Source organism: Desulfosporosinus sp. BICA1-9, assembly GCF_000802135.1.
On record NZ_JUEE01000116.1, the window covers coordinates 18,594 to 38,168 of the forward strand.

Consider the following 19,575-nt stretch of genomic DNA (forward strand, 5'->3'; position numbering starts at 1 on the left):
AAAAATAAAGTGAAACTTTTCTAAGCTAGGGGATCACGGCATGGGCGATACTTTATCCTACGCCGATGGGTATTCCTTTACGGATCGCGGCTTCGGCGATACTCTCCACCGGAGACTATCGTACCGGAGACCGTCGTCTCTGGAGGCTTTCGTATCTGAAGTAGTCTATGTTTAGCTTTGAACGGTCAAAAAAAGTAGAGGCCGGATCTCCGGCCTCTACTTGTAAAGCATTTTTAAATCAAAACAGCGCCTTTATTTGCGGAAGTTACTAATTTGGCATACCGAGCTAGATAGCCAGAAGTTACCTTGGGTTCAGGCCTTACCCAAGCCTGGCGACGTTTTTCCAGCTCTTCGTCCGAAACAAGCAACTGAAGAGAACGGTTGGGGATGTCGATAGAGATGAGGTCACCAGGTTCCACGAGGGCGATAGGGCCACCTTCCATAGCTTCAGGAGAGATATGACCGATACATGCGCCGCGAGTGGCACCGCTGAAACGACCATCTGTGAGTAAAGCAACTTTTAAGCCCATGCCTGTAATGATGGCGGTTGGATTGAGCATCTCTTTCATACCTGGTCCACCTTTAGGACCTTCATAGCGGATGACCAAGACTTCCCCATCATGAACCTGTTTGTTTAAGAGAGCTTCGAGTACCTCTTCTTCAGAGTTAAATACGCGGGCTGGGCCTTCAAACACGAGCATATCACTTTCCACGGCACTTTCTTTAACGATTGCTGTGTCTGGTGCTAGATTTCCGGTTAGAACAGCAATGCCTCCAGTCTTCCGATAAGGGTTTTCAATCGAATGAATGACATCTGGGCGAGTTATCTCAGCATTTTCCAAACGATCTCTGAGCGGACCAGAAACTGTTAGAACTTCAGTATGCAGAATACCTGCTTTGGCAAGTTCTTTCATTACGGCACTAATCCCGCCGGCTTCATTAAGATCTTGAAGATGGTGAGTACCGCCAGGGCTTAATTTGGTGATATAGGGAGTCTTAGCACTGATGGTATCAAAGAGGCTGAGTGGGAGTTCCAAGCCGGCAGCATGAGCAATTGCTGTGAGATGTAACACCGTGTTGGAGGAGCCTCCGATCCCCATATCAAGGGTTATAGCGTTTTCAAAGACTTTTTGGGTCAAGATGTCCCGAGGTTTAATATCTCTTTTCACGAGGTCGACGATTAATGAGCCAGATCGTTTAGCTAACATTTTCCGCGCCCCAGAGTTAGCTGCTGGAATGGTTCCATTGCCAGGTAAGGCAAGACCGAGAACCTCAGTTAAGCAGTTCATAGTATTGGCGGTAAATAGGCCAGCACAGGAGCCATAGCCTGGACAGGCCGATTGTTCCATGGCGTCGAGTTCTTGTGCACTGATCTTGCCACTTTCGTAAAGACCAGCCGCTTCAAACATCTGACTAACACTGATTTCTTTTCCTTGATATCGTCCAGCAAGCATAGGACCGCCACTGACGACAATACAGGGAATATTGAGACGAGCAGCAGCCATTAGCATGCCAGGGACAATTTTGTCACAGTTGGGGATTAGGACCAGTCCATCTAAGGCGTGTGCTTGAGCAACAGCTTCGATGGAATCTGCAATGAGTTCGCGACTAGGCAAAGAAAAATTCATGCCTTTATGCCCCATAGCAATACCGTCACATATTCCAATAGCGGGAACTTCCATGGGAGTCCCGCCCCCAGCTGATACTCCTAGTTTGGCGGATTGGGCTAAATCTTTAAGATGTCCATGACCAGGGATGATTTCGTTAAAACCATTGACAATTCCAATCAGGGGCTTGTCCAGATCTTCAGGGGTATAGCCCATAGCATATAATAGGGCACGATGAGCTGCTTTCGTTGAACCCTTTTTGACAATATCACTGCGCAATATGATTCCTCCCCTTTATCCGGCGCTTAAAACCAATGAGTTAGAAGCGACTCTGACTCAATTTCTATTTTAAATAACAAGCGTCCGAGTTTTATCATTATTATAGTACATAGCGCAGGGCTGTCAAGCCGCTAAAAGAATGATGAAGCATAGGACCTGCAGGTATATTATGGGACATATCCATAATATGGAGATGTCGTAAGAGAAGTATGAGAGATAGTCATATTTATAGTAATGTTCTGAGGGATGCAAATTTCTGACATAGTACTACCCCTCTTGTCGATGGTAATATATGGAGGAGATAACATATATTAAGCATATACTCTTGTGCATATTTTGTCGATAATGAAGTAATTGGTGGTTATAAGGTCGTTTAATAAATAATTATATCTACCAGTAATTTGAAATGAAAAACAATTAAAAGAAAGGAAGAAAGAAAGATTGAAAAACAAAATAGTTCTTGTGCTTTTTTTAGCTTTTATGACACTTTTCGTTGCTACTTCTGCTCAAGCATCGCTTGGGGATGTTTTGCTGAAGTTAGGGTCTAGGGGACCGGATGTTGTGGAGTTACAGACAAAACTTAATTACGTGGGCTTTAATGTCGGCAAAGCGGATGGTATATTTGGTAATATGACTAAACAGGGAGTTATGACATTTCAAAAAGCTAATGGGTTGACTGTGGATGGCCTTGTTGGTCCCATGACTGTAAAGTCGCTTAATAGAGTTTTTTTAGAAAAACAGCGTCAGAAAAAAATCTCGGATATTCTTAGCACTTCGAAACAATATCTTGGGGTAAAGTATCAATGGGGAGGATCGACCCCCCAAACTGGTTTTGACTGCTCTGGATTTGTTTCCTATGTGTTTAGTCAGAATGGGATTACTTTACCGAGGATTTCGCGTGATCAATACACGGTTGGGTCTTGGGTCGCTTTTGAAAATCTCCAACCAGGCGATTTAGTGTTTTTCTCATTTGCTGGGAACGGTGTCGTCGATCATGATGGAATATATCTTGGCGGTGGACAATTTATCAATGCTTCGTCGTCTAAAGGGGTTACAGTCTATACCATCGGACCTTACTGGAAATCCGTTTATGTTGGAGCGAGACGAGTATTATAAGTCGAAGAGTATTCATTGGAACGGTATAAAGAAAATCTTAGTGATTAGTTTTTGAGGATTTTATTCATCCTCAGACTAATCACTTTTTTATTTAGCAATTTATCTAGATAACCCGATTAGAAATTTCACCTAATTGTGCCCTAGTCACTGTAATTAAATCGGTAGGGCTCATAAAGAGCTGGAGTCCACGTAATCCGGCACTGAGGGAGATTCTTTCATGCCTATGGATGGCAGAGTCTATAAAGACAGGATAGTGTTTCTTCATTCCAATGGGGGAAACTCCACCTCGTATATACCCAGTCAGCGGTTGGACTTCTTTAAGGGAGACAACTTCAACTTTCTTATTTCTGCTAAGTGTGGCTAGAGCTTTGAGTTGGAGTTCATGGTCTCCTGGGATACAGGCGACGATCACTCCAGTTTTATCTCCTCGAGCAACTAAGGTTTTATAAACTTGCTCGATGGGCAGTCCTACCTTCTGGGCGACGCTAATCGCAGAGAGATCGGATTCATCAACGAGGTACTCTATTAGTTCATAAGGTATCTTACTTTGATCAAGAATACGAGCAGCGTTTGTTTTAAGAGACATTTTATTAATCCTCCTCTTTTAAACTTGATCTATAATAACTCTTTTAGAGCAGAAAAACCATATTAACTCTCTTCCGCCGAATTAGATTTCCCTCTAATATTTCATTATTTATAAGTGGAGGAAAGTATTGACAAACGAGCTTGTGAAGATTTATACTGTGAAAGTGTTAATTAGCTCGAAAGGAGGTCGTTGGATAATGAGAATTTTTACGATAGAGTTACCCGCGTTAGATGCAGCGTTGATTTTAAGATTGCGGCCTTCGTGGAAGCAGCTAAGCTTTTTTAAATTGGATTAGCAAAGCCACGGGGTCGTAAGATTCCGTGACTTTTTTTATGGGGAGAATATTGCCCCTAACCTTGATTAAGCCATGGAACCCCTCGTTGTCCCTGAGACGACTTGTGGATCATGGCTTTTTGTTATTTTTCTGAAAGAGGAGTTTGAATAAAATGACAGGTCTGAAAAGGTCGAAGCGAAAAAAACTGTACTACCTATTAGTACTCAAGTTATGGACGTTAGATAGACTAGAAATTTTGGAGGTAGGAAGTTCTTCTTTCCTTTGCTTTTCTTTTTAGCGGGTTATCCCTATAATAGAAGTTAAAGCCTACAGGATAATTAAGTAAGCCAGGTATTGACAATGGGTAGTCAGGGAAAGTTATGCCGAAGAGAGGGAGGGCCAGTTTTTGGAACAATTGAAGGTTCTCGTGTTCTCCGCTTCGTTCGGAAATGGGCATTTGCGGGCAGCGGAAGCTGTTATTGAAGGTATCCTAATTAAAGATCCTTCCGCAAAAATTATCCACTTAGATTTTGGAGATTTCTTGAATAAACCGATTAACACCATCATTAAAAGTGTATATAGTGAGATAATCAAGTATGTTCCCAAACTTTGGGGAAAACTCTATTATAAAACAGCTCAAGTCCAACCCAAATCGATGAGTCAACGTCTGCTGAGCAGGTTGGGGCGAAGTAATTTCCTCGAGTATATTGACCAGTTCAAACCGGATTTTATTGTCTGTACTTATCCAACGGTTTCCTCAATCCTAGCCCAACTAAGGATCGAAAACTTACTGCAAATTCCGATTGTCACTATAATCACGGATTATACAGTACATAGTCATTGGGTCCATCCGGGCGTCGATTGCTACATTGTGTCCTGTGAAGAGGTTAAAGAGAGTTTGTTGTCCTGGGGAATTAAAGCACATAGTATTCGTGTGACGGGAATACCAGTAAGCCTAAGTTTCGAAACGGATTTAGATCGAGGGCACATTCTTGCTAAGTTAGGATTAAAGCACGATCTCCCTACTTTTTTAGTGATGGGAGGATCATATGGAGTTTTGAAAAGTGCCAAAAGAATCTGTAAGAAACTGGCGGATTCTTTAGTTCCAGTCCAAGTAATTGTTGTCTGTGGGAAAAATGAGAAATTATTTCGCTCTTTGGAAACAGTGATCGCTCAGGCACGTAATCCAATAGTACGGTTAGAATATGTTCATAATGTTGAAGAATTGATGTCGGTTTCCCATCTGATTATTACTAAGGCAGGTGGTCTAACAGTTTCCGAGGCGTTAAGGAAGCATTTGCCCTTGCTTATCTACAAGCCTATTCCAGGTCAAGAAGAAGAAAATGCTCATTTTGTACAAAGTATCGGCGCAGGACTTGTAGCAGAGAACGAATTTGAATTAGGACAGTACTTAAGCCATTTTTTAAGGAATCCTAAGGAACTAGAAATAATGCGCCAAAAAGCTTCCGTCGCTTTAATCGGTCATTCCACGGAGCGTGCTGTCGAGGATATTCTTCAAATAGTGTTAGACAATAAGAAAGAAGCAAAGAATTGGTAACTCAATCTTTGCTTCCTTTTTTTATCGACTACTTTCCTAGAGTCCTCTCCAATAGTCTGGACGAAGTCGTTCAAGCGCCTGGTTCTCTATCACACTATCGAGGGTTTGTAAAAGGTTAGTTCGGTCATCAGGAAGCGTGGCCCGGAGGGGCAGGTAATTAGAGGCGTGATTACTTCTGAAAACACAGTGGCTAACATCTAGCAGTTCGAGCAGGGTTCGGAGCTCGGTTAGGGATTCGAAGGGAGAGAGTAGTTGAAAGGTACCGCTTTGAATTTCAAAAACCAAAAATAGAAAAAATAAAGTAAGGGCCATATATTAACACAATAAAGTAACCGTGACGTTGACATGTGATCATAAATATCATATAATGAGTTCATAGAGATTTGGTAAATTTGTTTTTATTTTTTAAGTAGTTTTTGCATAATAACAATAAGTGGGTGAGAGTATGAATTCAAAGCATATGCAAGCGATTCGTGATATGCTCAATCATTTGGAACCTAAACATAAAGCCTTGCCTTATCTAGAGTTAGACTCTATGATGCTCGCGCAGGTGGTTGAAGTCGCTCAACGGGTAAGTCAAAACGATATCAATCCTACTCATGTTCAGAATTGGGTTAGGCGCAAATACTTACCTAATCCAAAGAAGAAAAAGTATAATCGCGAACAAGTCGCAAATATTTTACTAATCAATGATTTACGGGATATCGTTTCATTGGAAGAAGTATCCAATTTATTGGGTTATGTCAACGAAAGCCTTTTAGATACTTCGGATGACCGAATTAATCCTACTAAACTTTATCGCTACTATAGTGAAATCTTTGATCGTTCCCAAATGGACTGGCAGAAGTCTCTTCAGGATCTAGAGAAGGAAGTCGACGAAACGCTAGCAGGAGAGGAAATGGCGGAGGCCGATCGGGAAAAAGTAGCTATCACGCTGGTTATTCTAAATCTATTGGCGAGAGCCAATTTATATAAACAGATAGTTAAGCGGTGGTTAAATAATCTAGACCATTAAATTTAGATAAGAAGGAGGAGATCGTTGTGCCGCAGGGTTTAATTATTTCGCTGATTTTGCTCGGAGTTTTTTTGTTGGCGCTGGAAATGTTCGTTGTCCCTGGTTTTGGGGTCAGCGGGATTCTGGGGATGGCAGCCTTAATCACGGGAATCTTTTTAGTAACAGACTCCTTGCTAGAAGGCTTGCTCTACACGGGAGGTGCGTTAATTGTTTTAGGACTCATCACCTACTGGAGTTTTCGTTCACCTCGGACTCGACGACTGTGGCAGAAGTTCTCTTTAAGTACACGTCAAACCTTAAAGGGAGGATATGTTGCTCCTAAAGTTCAATATGAAACGTATCTAGGGCGAACTGGGATATCGATTACCCAGTTGCGCCCAGCCGGTACGGCTGATTTTGATGGTGAGATTTTAGATGTTGTTACTGAAGGGGGGTATATTGGACATGGAACTGGGATTAAAATAATAGCAGTTGAAGGGACTAGGATTATTGTTAGGGAAGAAAAAACAAAAACATTATAAGGAGGTGAAGCTCGGTTACGCCGAGCATTGAATGGAAACATTAATTGTGCCGTTAGTAATACTTTTTCTGGGGTTTGTACTTTTAAGTGTGATTCTTTCTTTTATCCCTGTAGGGCTCTGGATTTCGGCATTAGCAGCAGGAGTTAACGTCGGGATCTTCAACCTGATTGGTATGCGTTTACGTCGGGTGGTTCCGTCAAAAATCGTAAATCCTTTGATTAAAGGACATAAAGCAGGTTTACCGATTACAACAGACCAGCTTGAAGCCCACTATCTGGCAGGCGGAAATGTCGACAGAGTAGTCAATGCCTTAATTGCCGCTGAACGAGCAGCTATTCCGCTTCAGTTTGAGCGGGCTGCAGCTATTGATCTAGCAGGCCGAGATGTTCTTCAAGCCGTCCAAATGTCAGTTAACCCCAAAGTCATTGAAACTCCGGTTGTTTCTGCTGTAGCGCAAAATGGGATTGAACTTAGGGTTAAAGCCAAGGTCACGGTACGAGCCAATATTGACCGACTTGTCGGTGGTGCAGGTGAAGAAACAGTTATCGCTCGTGTTGGAGAAGGAATTGTCACGAGTATCGGGTCTTCAGTATCCCATAAAGCCGTCTTAGAAAAGCCGGAGTTGATTTCTCAAACGGTATTAGCCAAAGGATTGGATGCGGGGACTGCGTTCGAAATCTTATCGATTGATATGGCGGATGTCGATGTCGGTAAAAACATCGGAGCGCAGCTTCAGATGGACCAAGCCGAAGCAGATAAGCGTATTGCTCAAGCCAAGGCAGAGGAACGCCGCGCTATGGCCGTCGCGAAGGAACAAGAAATGAAGGCATCGGTTGAAGAGATGCGAGCCAAGGTTGTTGAAGCAGAAGCCGAAGTACCTCGAGCGATGGCACAGGCTTTGCGTGAAGGCAAACTGGGCGTCATGGATTATTTCAACATGCAAAATATTATATCGGACACCCAGATGAGAGGAAACATTGCCCAGACTGGTAAAACGGAATCAGGCACTGATAGCCTAATGAAGAAGTAGGTGAGATCATGTCGGTCTTCACAGTTGTAATTATCATTTGGGTCATTTACCAGGTGGGTGTCTCTCTTATGAAGAAGGGTAAGCAACAAACTCCGGGAGGTTTTCCCGATCCATTTAAACTTCCCGATGGTCGTTCTATTAAAGAGGCTATTCAGGGAGCGTCCCAAGGGTCATGGCGGGATCAGCTCAAGCAGGCCTTGGAAAATGGTCCTTACCAAGCTGGAGCCGTGGAATCGAATAAACCTATGGGTTTTGAGGAAAACAAGGAATATTATGTAGAAACAGAAGGTACCCAGGGAATCGAGGGAACCCAAGGAGTCGAAGGAACCCAAGGAGTCGAGGGAACCAGTGACTATGTAGGAATACTTGGAAGAGAGGCTTATAAGAGTGCTGAAGAGACTCCCAGTGAGAAATGGACCAGGAATCCCACAGGTTTATGTGGCGCTTCTCTTGCACTGACGAAAAGAGAACTTGTCCAAGGGGTTATGTGGGCAGAAATTTTAGGAAAGCCAAGAGCTTTGCGACCTTTCAGGGGACCTCGCTTATAGAGGCTTTAAGGCAGAGGGGTACTTACCCTATTGAACGCAAAGCGTTACGATAGAAACCACAGGATAAATCCTGTGGTTTCTATTTATTTTTGTATATCGAGGATAATGTTGGATAATTTCTAAGAACTTTTGCCACACTAAGGATGCATTAAACAAAGTGAGGTGAGGGTATGAAAGTTCACATTAGACCTTGGGCGTTAGTAATCGCCATCGGACTAATTGCCAGCATTGCTCTGTCCGGGTTTGCCTATGCGGCTTTAGGGGATCGGTTGCTCGGTAGGGGAAGCAAAGGCTCAGAAGTAATTGAGCTGCAAAAGAAGTTAATACAGTTGGGTTATACTCTCGGGAAAGCTGACGGAAAGTTCGGCTCCAAAACAGAGGCGGCAGTTCGACGTTTCCAAAAGGAACACGGATTAAGAGTAGATGGGTTGGCAGGAACACAAACTATTAAGGAATTGAAACGCCTTACAGGGCAGAGCACAAATGCTACGGGAAAAGCTGTGGGTTATAAAAACACTGACACTAACCTTTTAGCTCGTACAGTCAATGCAGAGGCCAGAGGGGAACCCTATATAGGTCAGGTTGCGGTAGCTGCGGTGATTCTCAATCGAATTGCAGATCCCGCATTCCCTAAAACCATCGCTGACATCGTTTATCAGCCTAGAGCTTTTTCCAGCGTGGATGATGGACAAATTAACTTACCCCCTTCGGCATCCGCAATTCGGGCTGCCCAAGAGGCAATAAATGGATCAGATCCTTCAGGAGGAGCACTTTTCTTTTTTGCTCCAGCCAAGACGAAAAACAAATTCATTTGGTCAAGGCCTCAAATTAAACAAATTGGGAATCACATTTTTACGAAGTAGGGGGGGACAGGCATGCACAGGAAAGTTTGGATCGGTGCTTTAACACTAGCTTTTGTAATTTCATTAGGCTGGGGTGTGAGTGAATACCGTCAGGCAGAAAAATATCGTCTTGCTGACGAAAATAATAATCGACGAGCATTGACGGATTTTGCAAGTCACCTTGACCAGTTAGAGACAGATCTGGCCAAAGGAGATGTTGCCAGCAACCCAGCTCAAAAGATCCTCTACTTAAGTCAAGTCTCAAGTAAAAGTGATTCAGCCCTTAAAGATTTTGCTCAAATTCCTGCCGAGCAAGCTGGGCTGAGTTATGTAGGTCAGTTTTTAACACAATCCGGTGATTTTGCCAAGACTTTAGCCCAGAGGATTGCCGGTGGAGGAACAATGACTACAGAGGAAGAAAAGACCTTAAGAGATATGCATGAGCGGCTGATGCCAGTCAATCAAAAAGTGCAAGATTTGATCACTAGAATAGATACAGAAAATCTGGTTTGGACAGATCCAGCGCCTAGCATAAAGCAACGGCTCGGTTTTGGAACACAAGTTGCAGAAGCGTCCGCGGATGGCAGTGAAACCCTTTCAAAATCAGTACGTTCTGGACTGGACCAGTTGGATGCGAGCTTGCAGAAGCTTCCGCCATTTTCGTATACTGGAGAATACGCTACACGGGTTGTAGAAAAACCCTTAGGTCTCCCAGCAGGGGAAGTAACCCGCGATCAGGCCCTTGCTAAGGTACGAGATTTTTTAAGCAAAATTGGTTATGCCAATACAACGCCAGAATTAGATGGAGAGACTCAGGGTGAGCTTGGCGGATATAAGTGGAAGATTAATGAAGCTTATATGGAAGTAAGCCGCCAAGGTGGTGTTATAACCCTATTTCGCGATCAACGCTCTATTGAACCAAGAACTATAAGTATCGAGGAGGCTGCCAAAAAGGCCAATGCTGCTTTACAAAGTTTAGGCTGGCAACTGGTGATTACTTCAAGTGAGGATTTCGGTTCTTATGTTCAATTTGATGCAGTCGTTGAAGAAAATGGGGTAAGAATTTACCCTGATAAAGTGCGTCTTATGATCGCTTTAGACAACGGTAAACTTGTTGGATTAGATACAGTACCCTATTACGCATTCCATCATTCCCGAACCTTCCCCAAGAAACTTACCATGGATCAAGTCTTGCGCAAGTTGCGGCCGAATTTTCAGGTCGTCGAGAGTCGCTTGGCGGTCATTGTTAAGAGTGGAAATCAAGAAATTTATTGTTATGAGTTCCGAGGTCGATATCAGGGCGAGGAATATCTCTTATACCTAAATGCTGCAACGGGTGTTGAAGAGAATATCCGAAGAATCATTAAGACACCGCGTGGGGAATATCTCAAGTAAAAAGCAAAATTAAAAAGTAAAAAGTAACGAGCGCCTCTAAAAACTAAAACATGCTGTACTATCTGTACTATACTTACAGTTAGGCACGGAATAAGCGAGAGGGAAGTGTCCCTCTCGCTCTTGAATATGAGATTAGAAAATAATCAGAGTAAAGAAGATTTGGTTGGTACCAAGGGCTGGCCAGACCCGAAAAAGGGCGTTCGAGATTAGAACACCGCCATGAACCTTCCAGAAAGTTTTAATATCTGCCTAGTATAAAAAAGGAGTTTGTTCGGGTTAGCGAGAATAGGCACCTTATATTACATAATCCTGTTCAAAGAGTAGGGGGGTGTCTGATGAAAGTTACTGAATACTCCCCATAATCCGACCGGGTTTGAATTCTCTCCAGACGAAATGAGGCGAATTGCCAATTTGTGTTCTGAACGAGGAATTTTACTCATTGCTGATGAAGTCTATCGGGAACTCAGTGATACAATTCTGCCCTCTATGTGGGAATACTCTTCTCAAGCAGTCAGCATCGGAAGCATGTCCAAAGCCTATGGCTTAGCGGGTCTTAGAGTAGGCTGGATAGTAGGACCTCCAGAGATCATTGAGCGCTGCGCTGAAAAGCGCGATTACACGTCGCTGTGCTCACCTGTGATAGGACAACACTTAGCCCTAACAGCACTAAAGCATCGCACTAAGATTTGGGAACGCAATCGACAACTGCGCCAGAAAAATATTACGCTACTAGAAAACATGATTAAAAATAACCCTAACCTTAGATGGCAAAAACCAGAGTCAGGGGTAGTCGCTTGGATAGGCTACTCTCAGAAAATTTCCTCAGAACAATTAGCGTGGGATTTACATAAGCTAGGGGTCCTTGTAGCACCAGGAATTTTTTTCGGCGAAGAAGGTCACTTCCGCCTAGGCTTCGGAGGGAATACGAGTGAACTCGAAGCCGGCCTAGCAATCCTTGGGGATTACTTTAAGGAATTATAGATACTTCAGATGCAAGTCAAGAACCGTCCCTAACTTGCATGGCGCGAATTTGCGTCAAAGACGCAAACAGCTCCCAGAGTGTCTTAACGTCGTTCTAAACTCCCGTCGACCCCAAGCCAGAGAAAGTTTCTTGGCTTAGAGAGCACGATTAGTGGAATTGCGTCAATGAGCGTAGTCGATCAGGCGTTAAGAAACTCAACGGTTCACATGCAGAAAGCCCAGAGGTTTTGAGTTTTAGCCTGAGCGACAAGCGAATAGCAATGGAACGTTGTGCGAACGGGCCAAGACACTTCCTCCCTCCCGAAAGGAGCAACCTATGCGCAAAAAGGCGACCATTTTTATTCACGGAAAGCAAAAATACCCTGAAGGACACGAAGACCAGCAAGAATTGAGTGCTGAAGGTATTATTTATGAGCGAAACGGTGCATTCTATGTGCTATATAAAGAATCAGGAAATAATAGTATGGGACTTGAAGAAGTGACCACCTTATTAACCCTGAAAGAAGGGGCGGTCGCCTTAAATCGTAAAGGCGCGGTCGAGCTATCCCAAGAGTATAGAAAGGGTGTCCTTAATCGTAGTGTTTATACTACTTGTTACGGGAAGATTCTGCTGAGCGTTTTACCGCACTGCGTAGAGTATGACTTGACAGTCCGTGGGGGACGTATTAGTCTAGAATATGACCTTTTTGTCGAGGATAAATTGGTCAGCCATAATGAATTGTTGCTAAACATAAAGGAGGACATCCCCGAATGAGTCTCTACGAGAACATAAAAGTAAAAATAATGGATAATCTGGTACAAGCATCTAATACAGCGAAAGCCGCAGGGGAGTTAAACTTCGAAGAATTGCCCACGTTTGTCTTAGAAGAACCTAGAGAAAGACAACACGGTGATTTAGCGACAAATCTGGCGATGGTATTGGCTAAACAAGCCAAACGTTCTCCGCGGGATATAGCTAATACTCTCATTAAACATCTTGACAAAACGGAGACATGGATAGAAGCGTCTGAAATTGCTGGAGCAGGATTTATTAACTTGCGCTTGAATCCGCTCTGGCTTACGGGCGTTATCGATGAGGTATTAAAGGCCGGTAAAAACTATGGGCAAGTAGATATTGGCAAAGGCCAAAAGATACAAGTGGAATTTGTGAGCGCAAACCCTACAGGGTTGCTTCACATGGGCAATGCCCGTGGGGCAGCACTAGGAGACAGCCTTGCCTCATTACTAACAATGGCTGGGTATGAAGTCTCCCGCGAATTTTATATTAACGATGCGGGAAATCAAATACATAATTTTGCCTTATCGCTAGAGTCTAGATATTTACAACAACTAGGTCAAGACGCGGCTTTCCCAGAAGGCGGATATCATGGTGAGGATTTGATCGATACAGTAAAAGGCCTGATTGCCAAAGTAGGGGATAAGTACCTTTCTGTTGAATCGGGCTTAAGACGTGAGTTTTTGGTGAGATATGCCCTAGATGAAAAAATGAGGAATATCCGGGAAACGCTGGAGGATTTTGGGGTCAAATATGATGTTTGGTTTAACGAACAATCCCTCCATGATTCAGGGGCCGTTCGTTTAACTATGGAAGAACTCGAGAAAAAAGGGTATATTTACGAAAGCGAAGGTGCACACTGGCTTAAATCCACATTATTTGGGGATGAAAAGGATGAAGTGGTCATTAGGAGCAATGGAGCACCGACCTATTTTGCTGCAGATATTGCGTACCACCGCAATAAGTTCGAGCGAGGATTTAATCGAGTAATCAATATTTGGGGAGCGGATCATCATGGACATGTCGCTCGGATGAAAGGAGCGATGACCGCCTTAGGCCATGACGCAGATAATCTTCAAGTCATCTTAATGCAACTTGTGCGCTTGATCCAAAATGGCGAAGTTGTGAAAATGTCCAAACGCTCTGGTCAGTATATTACGTTACGGGAGTTAATGGACGAAGTTGGCAAGGATGCGGCGCGTTTTTTCTTTAATTTACGAGACCCAGACTCTACCGTGGATTTTGATATGGATCTAGCAAGAGCGCAGTCATCGGATAACCCAGTTTACTATGTGCAATATGCACATGCCAGATTATGTAGTATTCTGCGGCAAGCCGAAGAACTGGGTGATACTACAACCCCTGCCTCCGAAAAGGAATTACAACGCTTAGACAGCACAGAAGAGCGGGATCTTCTCAAGAAAATGGCTGACTTACCGAGCGAGGTCATCATCGCGGCACGTTTAATGGAACCCCATCGTTTAGCACGGTATGTGCTTGACTTGGCGGGTCTCTTCCATACGTTCTATAACAGCCAGAGAGTCCTTGTTGAGGATGAGGGGCTAAGACGGGCTCGTTTGAGCTTAGTACGGGCGGTAAAACAAATTGTTAGTAATGTATTGGACATTTTAGGCGTATCAGCACCTGAAAGAATGTAAATTAGGTTTAAATAATGTTTAAACAAACGATAAGCAGGAAATATTTAGGGGTGGGCCGAATATAGTGATATTCAAAACGACGAAGGGCGGTGGAGTTTTGACCCACTCTTTGAGCAAAAAAGACAAACCAACCGAAGCAGATATAGCTTATGAAGTACTGAAGGCTCAAGGTAACCCCATGCATTATCAAAATTTAATTGAAGTAGTACTGCAACGTTTAGGGATTTCCCAAGAGGCAATACGGATTGCGGCTGCACTTACCCAGATTAATCTTGACACACGGTTTACGTTTCTCGGGAGAGGGGAATGGGGTCTGAAAGTCTGGGAACCTTCGAAGGTTAACCGTCGGTCGCCTTCAGTAACCTTGATAAACAAAGCATCAGTCGATGAGGAAGACAAGACAGACTCAGAAGAACAAGAAGAGGATTCCTTGGACGAAGATGGATCTGACACAGACGAAATATTCGATGAAGCGGATGAGGGGCAACGCGGGGAAAAATGGTAGTCATAGTATATCTAATGGAAAGGTCTACTGGTGATGAACATGTCTCCAAAAGAGAGTAACAGTTACAGTGCTCCAATGGTCTATAAATCGTTTGCGATTTTAAAAGAAGTTGCTAAAGCTCAAGGGACTTTAGGAGTTAGCGATATTTCGAGACAATTAAATTTTAATAAAAGCACTGTTTACGGTGTTACTCAGGCTTTCCTCGATTTAGGTGTATTACGTCAGGATGAATCAACTAAGAAATTCAGGCTGGGACCTGCTTTGATTCAGCTCAGTAATCAGTCGTTAGCTTCGGTCAGTTTAAAGGATATTGCACGTTCCTTTATGATGAAATTAGCCCAGGATTTCGCTGGGACGGTCTTCTTGGGCTGTTTTGATGAGTACGGGATAACAATTATTGAAAAGGTTGATAGCCCGGAAGATTTAAAGATATCGGCTCCTGTAGGGACTAGACTTCCTTTCTTTTCTGGATCAGCAGCAAAATCCTTTTTGGCAAATTTAGATGAAACGATTCAGAGAAGGATAATCACAGAAAAGGTACTACCAAAGTTCACTAATAAAACGATAAATAATATTGAAGACTATCTGGCTGATCTTAAGCAAGTACGAAAACAGGGCTATGCCACTGATTTTGAAGAATATATTCATGGCGTTAATGCTGTTAGCGTGCCGTTAGTTGATATCCGTGGCACATTATTAGGCGCGATATGGATTGTAGGATTCAGTAATTCCTTTACGAAGGACAGGATGCAACAAGCTGCAGTGGCTGCCATGGAATCCGCTAAACAAATAACCCGCATAATTGGTTAGCTTGATATTGAGCTTCAGAATTCATACAAACAATAGAAATACCCCCGTCTTTTTCAAGCGGGGGTATTTCTGTTGTTTTTTAGCTCAAACAATAACTTTTATTGTATATAATTTCTGAAACAAGATCTGTTGAGAAGCAAAAGCTGCTTATTGGAATATTCTGGGTCAGATTTTTGTATGAATAGTTGATTTCGTCTTTTGGGAAGCAAAATCGAACTATTCACAGGGGAAATTCGACTGTTCGTTATAAGATATAGTATTTGTTTTGCCTGCATGTTAAAATAGTATAAAGGAGAGAACGACTGTTTCCTATGGGAAACAAAATCACAAGCTAACTTTTTTGATTGAGTTATGAACGAAACCTAATTTCTTAATTTTAAGGAGGGATTTGAATGTACCTACCTGATTTTGATTATTATATGCCGGATAGTCTAGCAGAGGCCTGCGAAGCGCTCGCTCGTTTTGGTTCCAAAGCCAAGGTCTTATCCGGCGGGACGGACATTATTTCTAAAATGAAAAGTGGACTGCTCAGCCCTGAAATTCTAGTTTCCCTAAAGAAATTAGACGAGCTGACAAAAATTGAGTATGTTGCAGGAAAAGGGGTCGTCATTGGGGCAAGAGCCACTCACAATGACCTCGTTAATTCTAGCCTTTTAAATGAAAAATACCTTTCCATTTCAGAAGCTGCGCATCATATGGCAGCCAACCAAATCCGCAATATCGGCACCGTCGGTGGAAATCTTTGTAATGCAGTGCCGTCGGCTGACCTACCTCCAATTTTAATCGCCTTGGGGGCGACCATTAAGCTCGTCGGAAGCAACGGCGAACGAACCATGCTCTTGGAAGAGTTCTTCCTAGGTCCGGTTAAGACGTTGATCGCCCCGGATGAGATTTTAACAGAAATCGTGATTCCTGATCAACCCACCACGGGTAGTACGTATCTTAAATTCGGGTTGCGTCGATCGGGGGCTTTAGCCGTCGTTGGCCTAGCCGTTGCCGTCACCGTAACGGGAGAAACGCTTCAAGACGTGCGTATCGCTATTGGAGCTGCTGCACCCATCCCCATGCGTGCCCGAGAAACGGAGAACTTTCTGCGCGGAAAAACCATTTGTGATGAGCTACTAGCCGAAGCAGGGGTGATTGCGGCAAGTGAAAGCAAACCCATTTCTGATCTTCGGGGTTCGGCGGAATATCGTCGTGACCTAGTCCGCGTTTTTACCAGGCGAGCGTTGCGTAAGGCCATCAACGAGGGGCATGTATAAGGAAGGAGGGGAAAGAATGTCACAGGTTATTACGGATAAAGAGGGTATAAAACATTATATGATCACCCTAAATGTCAACGGGGATGATTATACACGGGTCGTTAAAGCGAACACAATGCTGGTTAATGTCTTGCGAGATGAACTCGATCTTACTGGGACCAAAAAAGGCTGTGAACTTGGCAATTGTGGTTCATGCACGGTTCTCCTCGATAGCAAACCCGTTAATTCATGCATGATCTTGGCCATCGAGGCAGACGGACGAACCATTACAACGATTGAAGGAATCTCTGAGAGTTCTGAGTTAGATAAAGTTCAGGAATCGTTTATTAATAATGGAGCAATTCAATGTGGATATTGTACCCCAGGAATGGTGCTTTCGGCCAAGGCTTTGTTAACTAGAAATCCCCATCCCAATGAGCATGAAGTCCGTGAAGCGATTGCTGGTAACCTTTGCCGATGTACTGGCTTTGTGAACATTGTGAAGGCGGTTCTCAAAGCCTCAGAAGAATCGAATGAAAATGAGGTGATAAGCCATGATTGATGATTATGCAGTCATCGGCAAAAGCGTGCCTAAAATCGATGGTCGGGAAAAAGTCACTGGAGCCGCAAAATATACAGGTGACTTAAAATTCCCGAATATGCTGTTTGGGAAACTATTAGGCAGTCCTTATGCTCATGCCAAGATCTTAAGTATTGATACGGCGGAGGCTGAAAAATTGCCGGGTGTAAAAGCCGTTATTACGCATAAGGACGTACCCACCCTTAAATATGGGATTAGTCCAGCTCGTTGGGATGAAAACATCTTTTGCAGTGACAAGGTTCGTTTTGTCGGTGACAAAGTGGCAGCTGTCGCATGCATTGATGAGGAAACCTGCTATAAGGCCTTGAAATTAATTAAAGTAGAGTACGAGGTCTTACCCGCCGTGCTTGATCCACTGCATGCGATGGACGAAGGAGCTCCGCAGGTCCACGAAGAGTATCCCCGCAATATCAATACTGAAATTCATCAAAATTTCGGTGACGTAGATAAAGCGTTTGCTGAGGCGTACTATGTCCGAACCGATTACTTTGTGGGACAGCGCACCTACCAGTCGCCCATTGAACCGCATTCGGCCGTTTCCATTTGGAAAGATAACAAGCTGACGATTTACTCCAGTACTCAGTCGCCCCATTATTTCCAACACTACATTGCCCGGGAGTTCGGGCTAAAAATGGGGGATGTCCGGATTATAAAGACCTACGTTGGGGGAGGCTTCGGTGGGAAACTAGAACCGACGGGCCTGGAGTTTGCCGGGGCTGTGCTCTCCAAACTAACCGGTCGTCCGGTCAAAACCTTCTATGACCGGCATGAAATGTTTGCCCATAATCGTGGCCGGCATAGGGAGTACATGGAAATGACCTCTGGGGTTGATAAAGACGGTAAACTGCTCGGGGTATATGCCAACTTCGTGATGGACGGCGGGGCTTACACCAGCTTGGGGATCGCCAGTGCGTACTATGCCGGTGCCCTGCTGACCCTTACGTATGAATTTGAGAATTACAAATGGGATTTGCATAGGGTTTATACGAACCTGCCAGCCTGCGGGGCCCAACGGGGTCATGGAGCCCCCCAACCCAAGTATGCCTTTGAAAGTCATTTAGATAACATTGCCAAGGCGATAGGCATAGATCCTTTGGATATTCGACTTCGTAACGCCCGCCGGCCCAACACGGTGACCGCGAATGAGTTCATCATTAATTCTTGTGAGTTAAAAGCGTGTCTGGAAAAAGCGGGTGAAATCTCAGGATGGCGTGAGAAAAAAGGGAATTTACCTCAGGGAAGGGGTATTGGGATTGCCACGGGAAGTTTTGTCTCGGGTGCAGGTTATCCCATTTACCGGACCGACCTACCTCAAGCCTCTGCCATGATCAAGGTCAATGAGGACGGTAGTGCGGCGACACTCTATACCGGCGCGACAGATATTGGCCAAGGGTCAGATACTGTCCTTTGTCAGATGGCGGCAGAGGCTATGGGATACCGCTATGAAAACATGAAGATCATTGCGGCTGATACTGAAACAACGCCCCATGATTTTGGCGCCTATGCCAGCCGTCAGACCTTAATGTCGGGTACGGCCGTTAAGAGGGCAGGCGAGGAAATCAAAAAACAGGTACTGGACATGGCCTCCACGTTGATGAACTTACCGCCTGAAGACCTAGAGTGCCGGGAAGGGATTATTTTCTCAATATCTCGTCCTAAGGCTAACACGCTAACCTTTGAGGAAGTGGCCCGTCGTTTCTTTGTCCTACGGGGTCTTCTCTTAGGCCGTGGAGTCTACTCTGTTCCCCGCTTAGGGGGGACATTCAAAGGAGCCGCAGTGGGTACCTCGCCAGCTTATAGCTATTGTGCTCAGATTAGCGAGGTTCAAATCGACGAGGAAACGGGTGAAATCGATGTTCGAGAAGTGTGGGATGTCCATGATTGTGGAAAGGTGATCAACCCTATGCTTCTGCACGGGCAAGTACACGGAGCCCTGTATATGGGCATGGGAGAGTCGATCTGGGAACAGGTTTTGTTTGATGATCAGGGACGAATTCTTAACCCCAATCTCGGCGAATATAGATTACCTACCGCCCTCGACATGCCTCAGATTCATTCCGAATTAGTCGACAGCTATGAGCCGGCTGGACCATGGGGGGTAAAGGAAGTCGGTGAAGGAGCAACCAATCCGACCATGGGTTGTTTCTCGAACGCCATCTTTGATGCCATGGGTGTGAGAATCAATAGTTTGCCACTCACTTATGAAAAAGTCTGGCGCGCTATGAAAGAAAAG

General features: G+C 44.2%; 18 protein-coding genes. 16 read left to right on the plus strand and 2 right to left on the minus strand.

Going from position 1 to position 19,575, the window contains the following annotated elements:
- Positions 1 to 233: 233 nt before the first annotated feature.
- A complete protein-coding gene (gene ilvD, locus JL57_RS14375; protein WP_034142722.1) occupies positions 234 to 1,886 on the minus strand; it encodes a dihydroxy-acid dehydratase in 1,653 nt (550 codons plus the stop codon).
- Positions 1,887 to 2,327: 441 nt separating this feature from the next.
- On the opposite strand from ilvD, the gene JL57_RS14380 reads away from it, so the two are divergent.
- Complete coding sequence (locus JL57_RS14380) at positions 2,328 to 3,002, plus strand: NlpC/P60 family protein (protein ID WP_034142723.1); 675 nt, start codon at positions 2,328 to 2,330, stop codon at positions 3,000 to 3,002.
- A 103-nt stretch (positions 3,003 to 3,105) separates the two neighbouring features.
- Here JL57_RS14380 and ybaK read toward each other — a convergent pair whose 3' ends face one another.
- Positions 3,106 to 3,588: a Cys-tRNA(Pro) deacylase gene (gene ybaK, locus JL57_RS14385; protein ID WP_034142724.1), complete on the minus strand. Its 483-nt coding sequence runs from the start codon at positions 3,586 to 3,588 to the stop codon at positions 3,106 to 3,108.
- A gap of 680 nt (positions 3,589 to 4,268) precedes the next feature.
- On the opposite strand from ybaK, the gene JL57_RS14390 reads away from it, so the two are divergent.
- The 15 genes from JL57_RS14390 to hcrA all read left to right on the plus strand — a co-directional run.
- Positions 4,269 to 5,420, plus strand: coding sequence for a UDP-N-acetylglucosamine--LPS N-acetylglucosamine transferase (locus JL57_RS14390; RefSeq protein WP_034142725.1), 1,152 nt, complete (start codon positions 4,269 to 4,271; stop codon positions 5,418 to 5,420).
- A 445-nt stretch (positions 5,421 to 5,865) separates the two neighbouring features.
- Complete coding sequence (locus JL57_RS14395; protein ID WP_034142726.1) at positions 5,866 to 6,435, plus strand: DUF1836 domain-containing protein; 570 nt, start codon at positions 5,866 to 5,868, stop codon at positions 6,433 to 6,435.
- A gap of 26 nt (positions 6,436 to 6,461) precedes the next feature.
- Positions 6,462 to 6,956 (plus strand): NfeD family protein, encoded by a 495-nt coding sequence (locus tag JL57_RS14400; protein ID WP_291300105.1) that lies wholly within the window; start codon positions 6,462 to 6,464, stop codon positions 6,954 to 6,956.
- A 31-nt stretch (positions 6,957 to 6,987) separates the two neighbouring features.
- Positions 6,988 to 7,986, plus strand: a complete 999-nt coding sequence (gene floA, locus JL57_RS14405) for a flotillin-like protein FloA (RefSeq protein ID WP_034142728.1) — start codon at positions 6,988 to 6,990, stop codon at positions 7,984 to 7,986.
- Between the two features lie 68 nt (positions 7,987 to 8,054).
- Entirely contained in the window at positions 8,055 to 8,534 is a 480-nt protein-coding gene (locus JL57_RS34480; protein WP_291300106.1) for a hypothetical protein, read from the plus strand.
- Positions 8,535 to 8,704: 170 nt separating this feature from the next.
- Positions 8,705 to 9,397, plus strand: a complete 693-nt coding sequence (gene sleB, locus JL57_RS14415) for a spore cortex-lytic enzyme (protein WP_034142729.1) — start codon at positions 8,705 to 8,707, stop codon at positions 9,395 to 9,397.
- Between the two features lie 12 nt (positions 9,398 to 9,409).
- Positions 9,410 to 10,771 carry a PepSY1/2 domain-containing protein gene (locus JL57_RS14420; protein WP_034142730.1) on the plus strand — a complete coding sequence of 454 codons (1,362 nt, stop codon included), beginning with the start codon at positions 9,410 to 9,412 and terminating at the stop codon, positions 10,769 to 10,771.
- Positions 10,772 to 11,116: 345 nt separating this feature from the next.
- The gene (locus JL57_RS14425; RefSeq protein ID WP_291300109.1) at positions 11,117 to 11,752 is read left to right on the plus strand and encodes a pyridoxal phosphate-dependent aminotransferase; all 636 of its coding nucleotides are present in this window, start codon (positions 11,117 to 11,119) and stop codon (positions 11,750 to 11,752) included.
- Between the two features lie 316 nt (positions 11,753 to 12,068).
- Positions 12,069 to 12,506, plus strand: coding sequence for a DUF1934 domain-containing protein (locus JL57_RS14430; RefSeq protein ID WP_034142732.1), 438 nt, complete (start codon positions 12,069 to 12,071; stop codon positions 12,504 to 12,506).
- Positions 12,503 to 14,185, plus strand: a complete 1,683-nt coding sequence (argS, locus tag JL57_RS14435) for an arginine--tRNA ligase (protein WP_034142733.1) — start codon at positions 12,503 to 12,505, stop codon at positions 14,183 to 14,185. Before JL57_RS14430 ends, argS begins: the two co-directional genes overlap by 4 nt.
- A gap of 64 nt (positions 14,186 to 14,249) precedes the next feature.
- The gene (gene rpoE / locus JL57_RS14440) at positions 14,250 to 14,690 is read left to right on the plus strand and encodes a DNA-directed RNA polymerase subunit delta (RefSeq protein WP_034142734.1); all 441 of its coding nucleotides are present in this window, start codon (positions 14,250 to 14,252) and stop codon (positions 14,688 to 14,690) included.
- Positions 14,691 to 14,729: 39 nt separating this feature from the next.
- Entirely contained in the window at positions 14,730 to 15,500 is a 771-nt protein-coding gene (locus JL57_RS14445; RefSeq protein ID WP_034142735.1) for an IclR family transcriptional regulator, read from the plus strand.
- A 392-nt stretch (positions 15,501 to 15,892) separates the two neighbouring features.
- The gene (locus JL57_RS14450) at positions 15,893 to 16,762 is read left to right on the plus strand and encodes a xanthine dehydrogenase family protein subunit M (protein ID WP_034142736.1); all 870 of its coding nucleotides are present in this window, start codon (positions 15,893 to 15,895) and stop codon (positions 16,760 to 16,762) included.
- 16 nt (positions 16,763 to 16,778) lie between these two features.
- The gene (locus tag JL57_RS14455; RefSeq protein WP_291300107.1) at positions 16,779 to 17,303 is read left to right on the plus strand and encodes a (2Fe-2S)-binding protein; all 525 of its coding nucleotides are present in this window, start codon (positions 16,779 to 16,781) and stop codon (positions 17,301 to 17,303) included.
- Positions 17,296 to 19,575 (plus strand): 4-hydroxybenzoyl-CoA reductase subunit alpha (gene hcrA, locus JL57_RS14460; RefSeq protein WP_034142737.1); only part of this gene is annotated, 2,280 nt, incomplete at its 3' end. The genes JL57_RS14455 and hcrA, both read left to right, overlap by 8 nt.

Coding starts and splice junctions, on each gene's coding strand:
- ybaK (WP_034142724.1), bottom strand. CDS start 3,588: ATGTCTCTTAAAACAAACGCTGCTCGTATTCTTGATCAAAGTAAGATA.
- JL57_RS14395 (WP_034142726.1), top strand. CDS start 5,866: ATGAATTCAAAGCATATGCAAGCGATTCGTGATATGCTCAATCATTTG.
- floA (WP_034142728.1), top strand. CDS start 6,988: ATGGAAACATTAATTGTGCCGTTAGTAATACTTTTTCTGGGGTTTGTA.
- JL57_RS34480 (WP_291300106.1), top strand. CDS start 8,055: ATGAAGAAGGGTAAGCAACAAACTCCGGGAGGTTTTCCCGATCCATTT.
- sleB (WP_034142729.1), top strand. CDS start 8,705: ATGAAAGTTCACATTAGACCTTGGGCGTTAGTAATCGCCATCGGACTA.
- JL57_RS14420 (WP_034142730.1), top strand. CDS start 9,410: ATGCACAGGAAAGTTTGGATCGGTGCTTTAACACTAGCTTTTGTAATT.
- JL57_RS14430 (WP_034142732.1), top strand. CDS start 12,069: ATGCGCAAAAAGGCGACCATTTTTATTCACGGAAAGCAAAAATACCCT.
- argS (WP_034142733.1), top strand. CDS start 12,503: ATGAGTCTCTACGAGAACATAAAAGTAAAAATAATGGATAATCTGGTA.
- JL57_RS14445 (WP_034142735.1), top strand. CDS start 14,730: ATGTCTCCAAAAGAGAGTAACAGTTACAGTGCTCCAATGGTCTATAAA.
- JL57_RS14450 (WP_034142736.1), top strand. CDS start 15,893: ATGTACCTACCTGATTTTGATTATTATATGCCGGATAGTCTAGCAGAG.
- JL57_RS14455 (WP_291300107.1), top strand. CDS start 16,779: ATGTCACAGGTTATTACGGATAAAGAGGGTATAAAACATTATATGATC.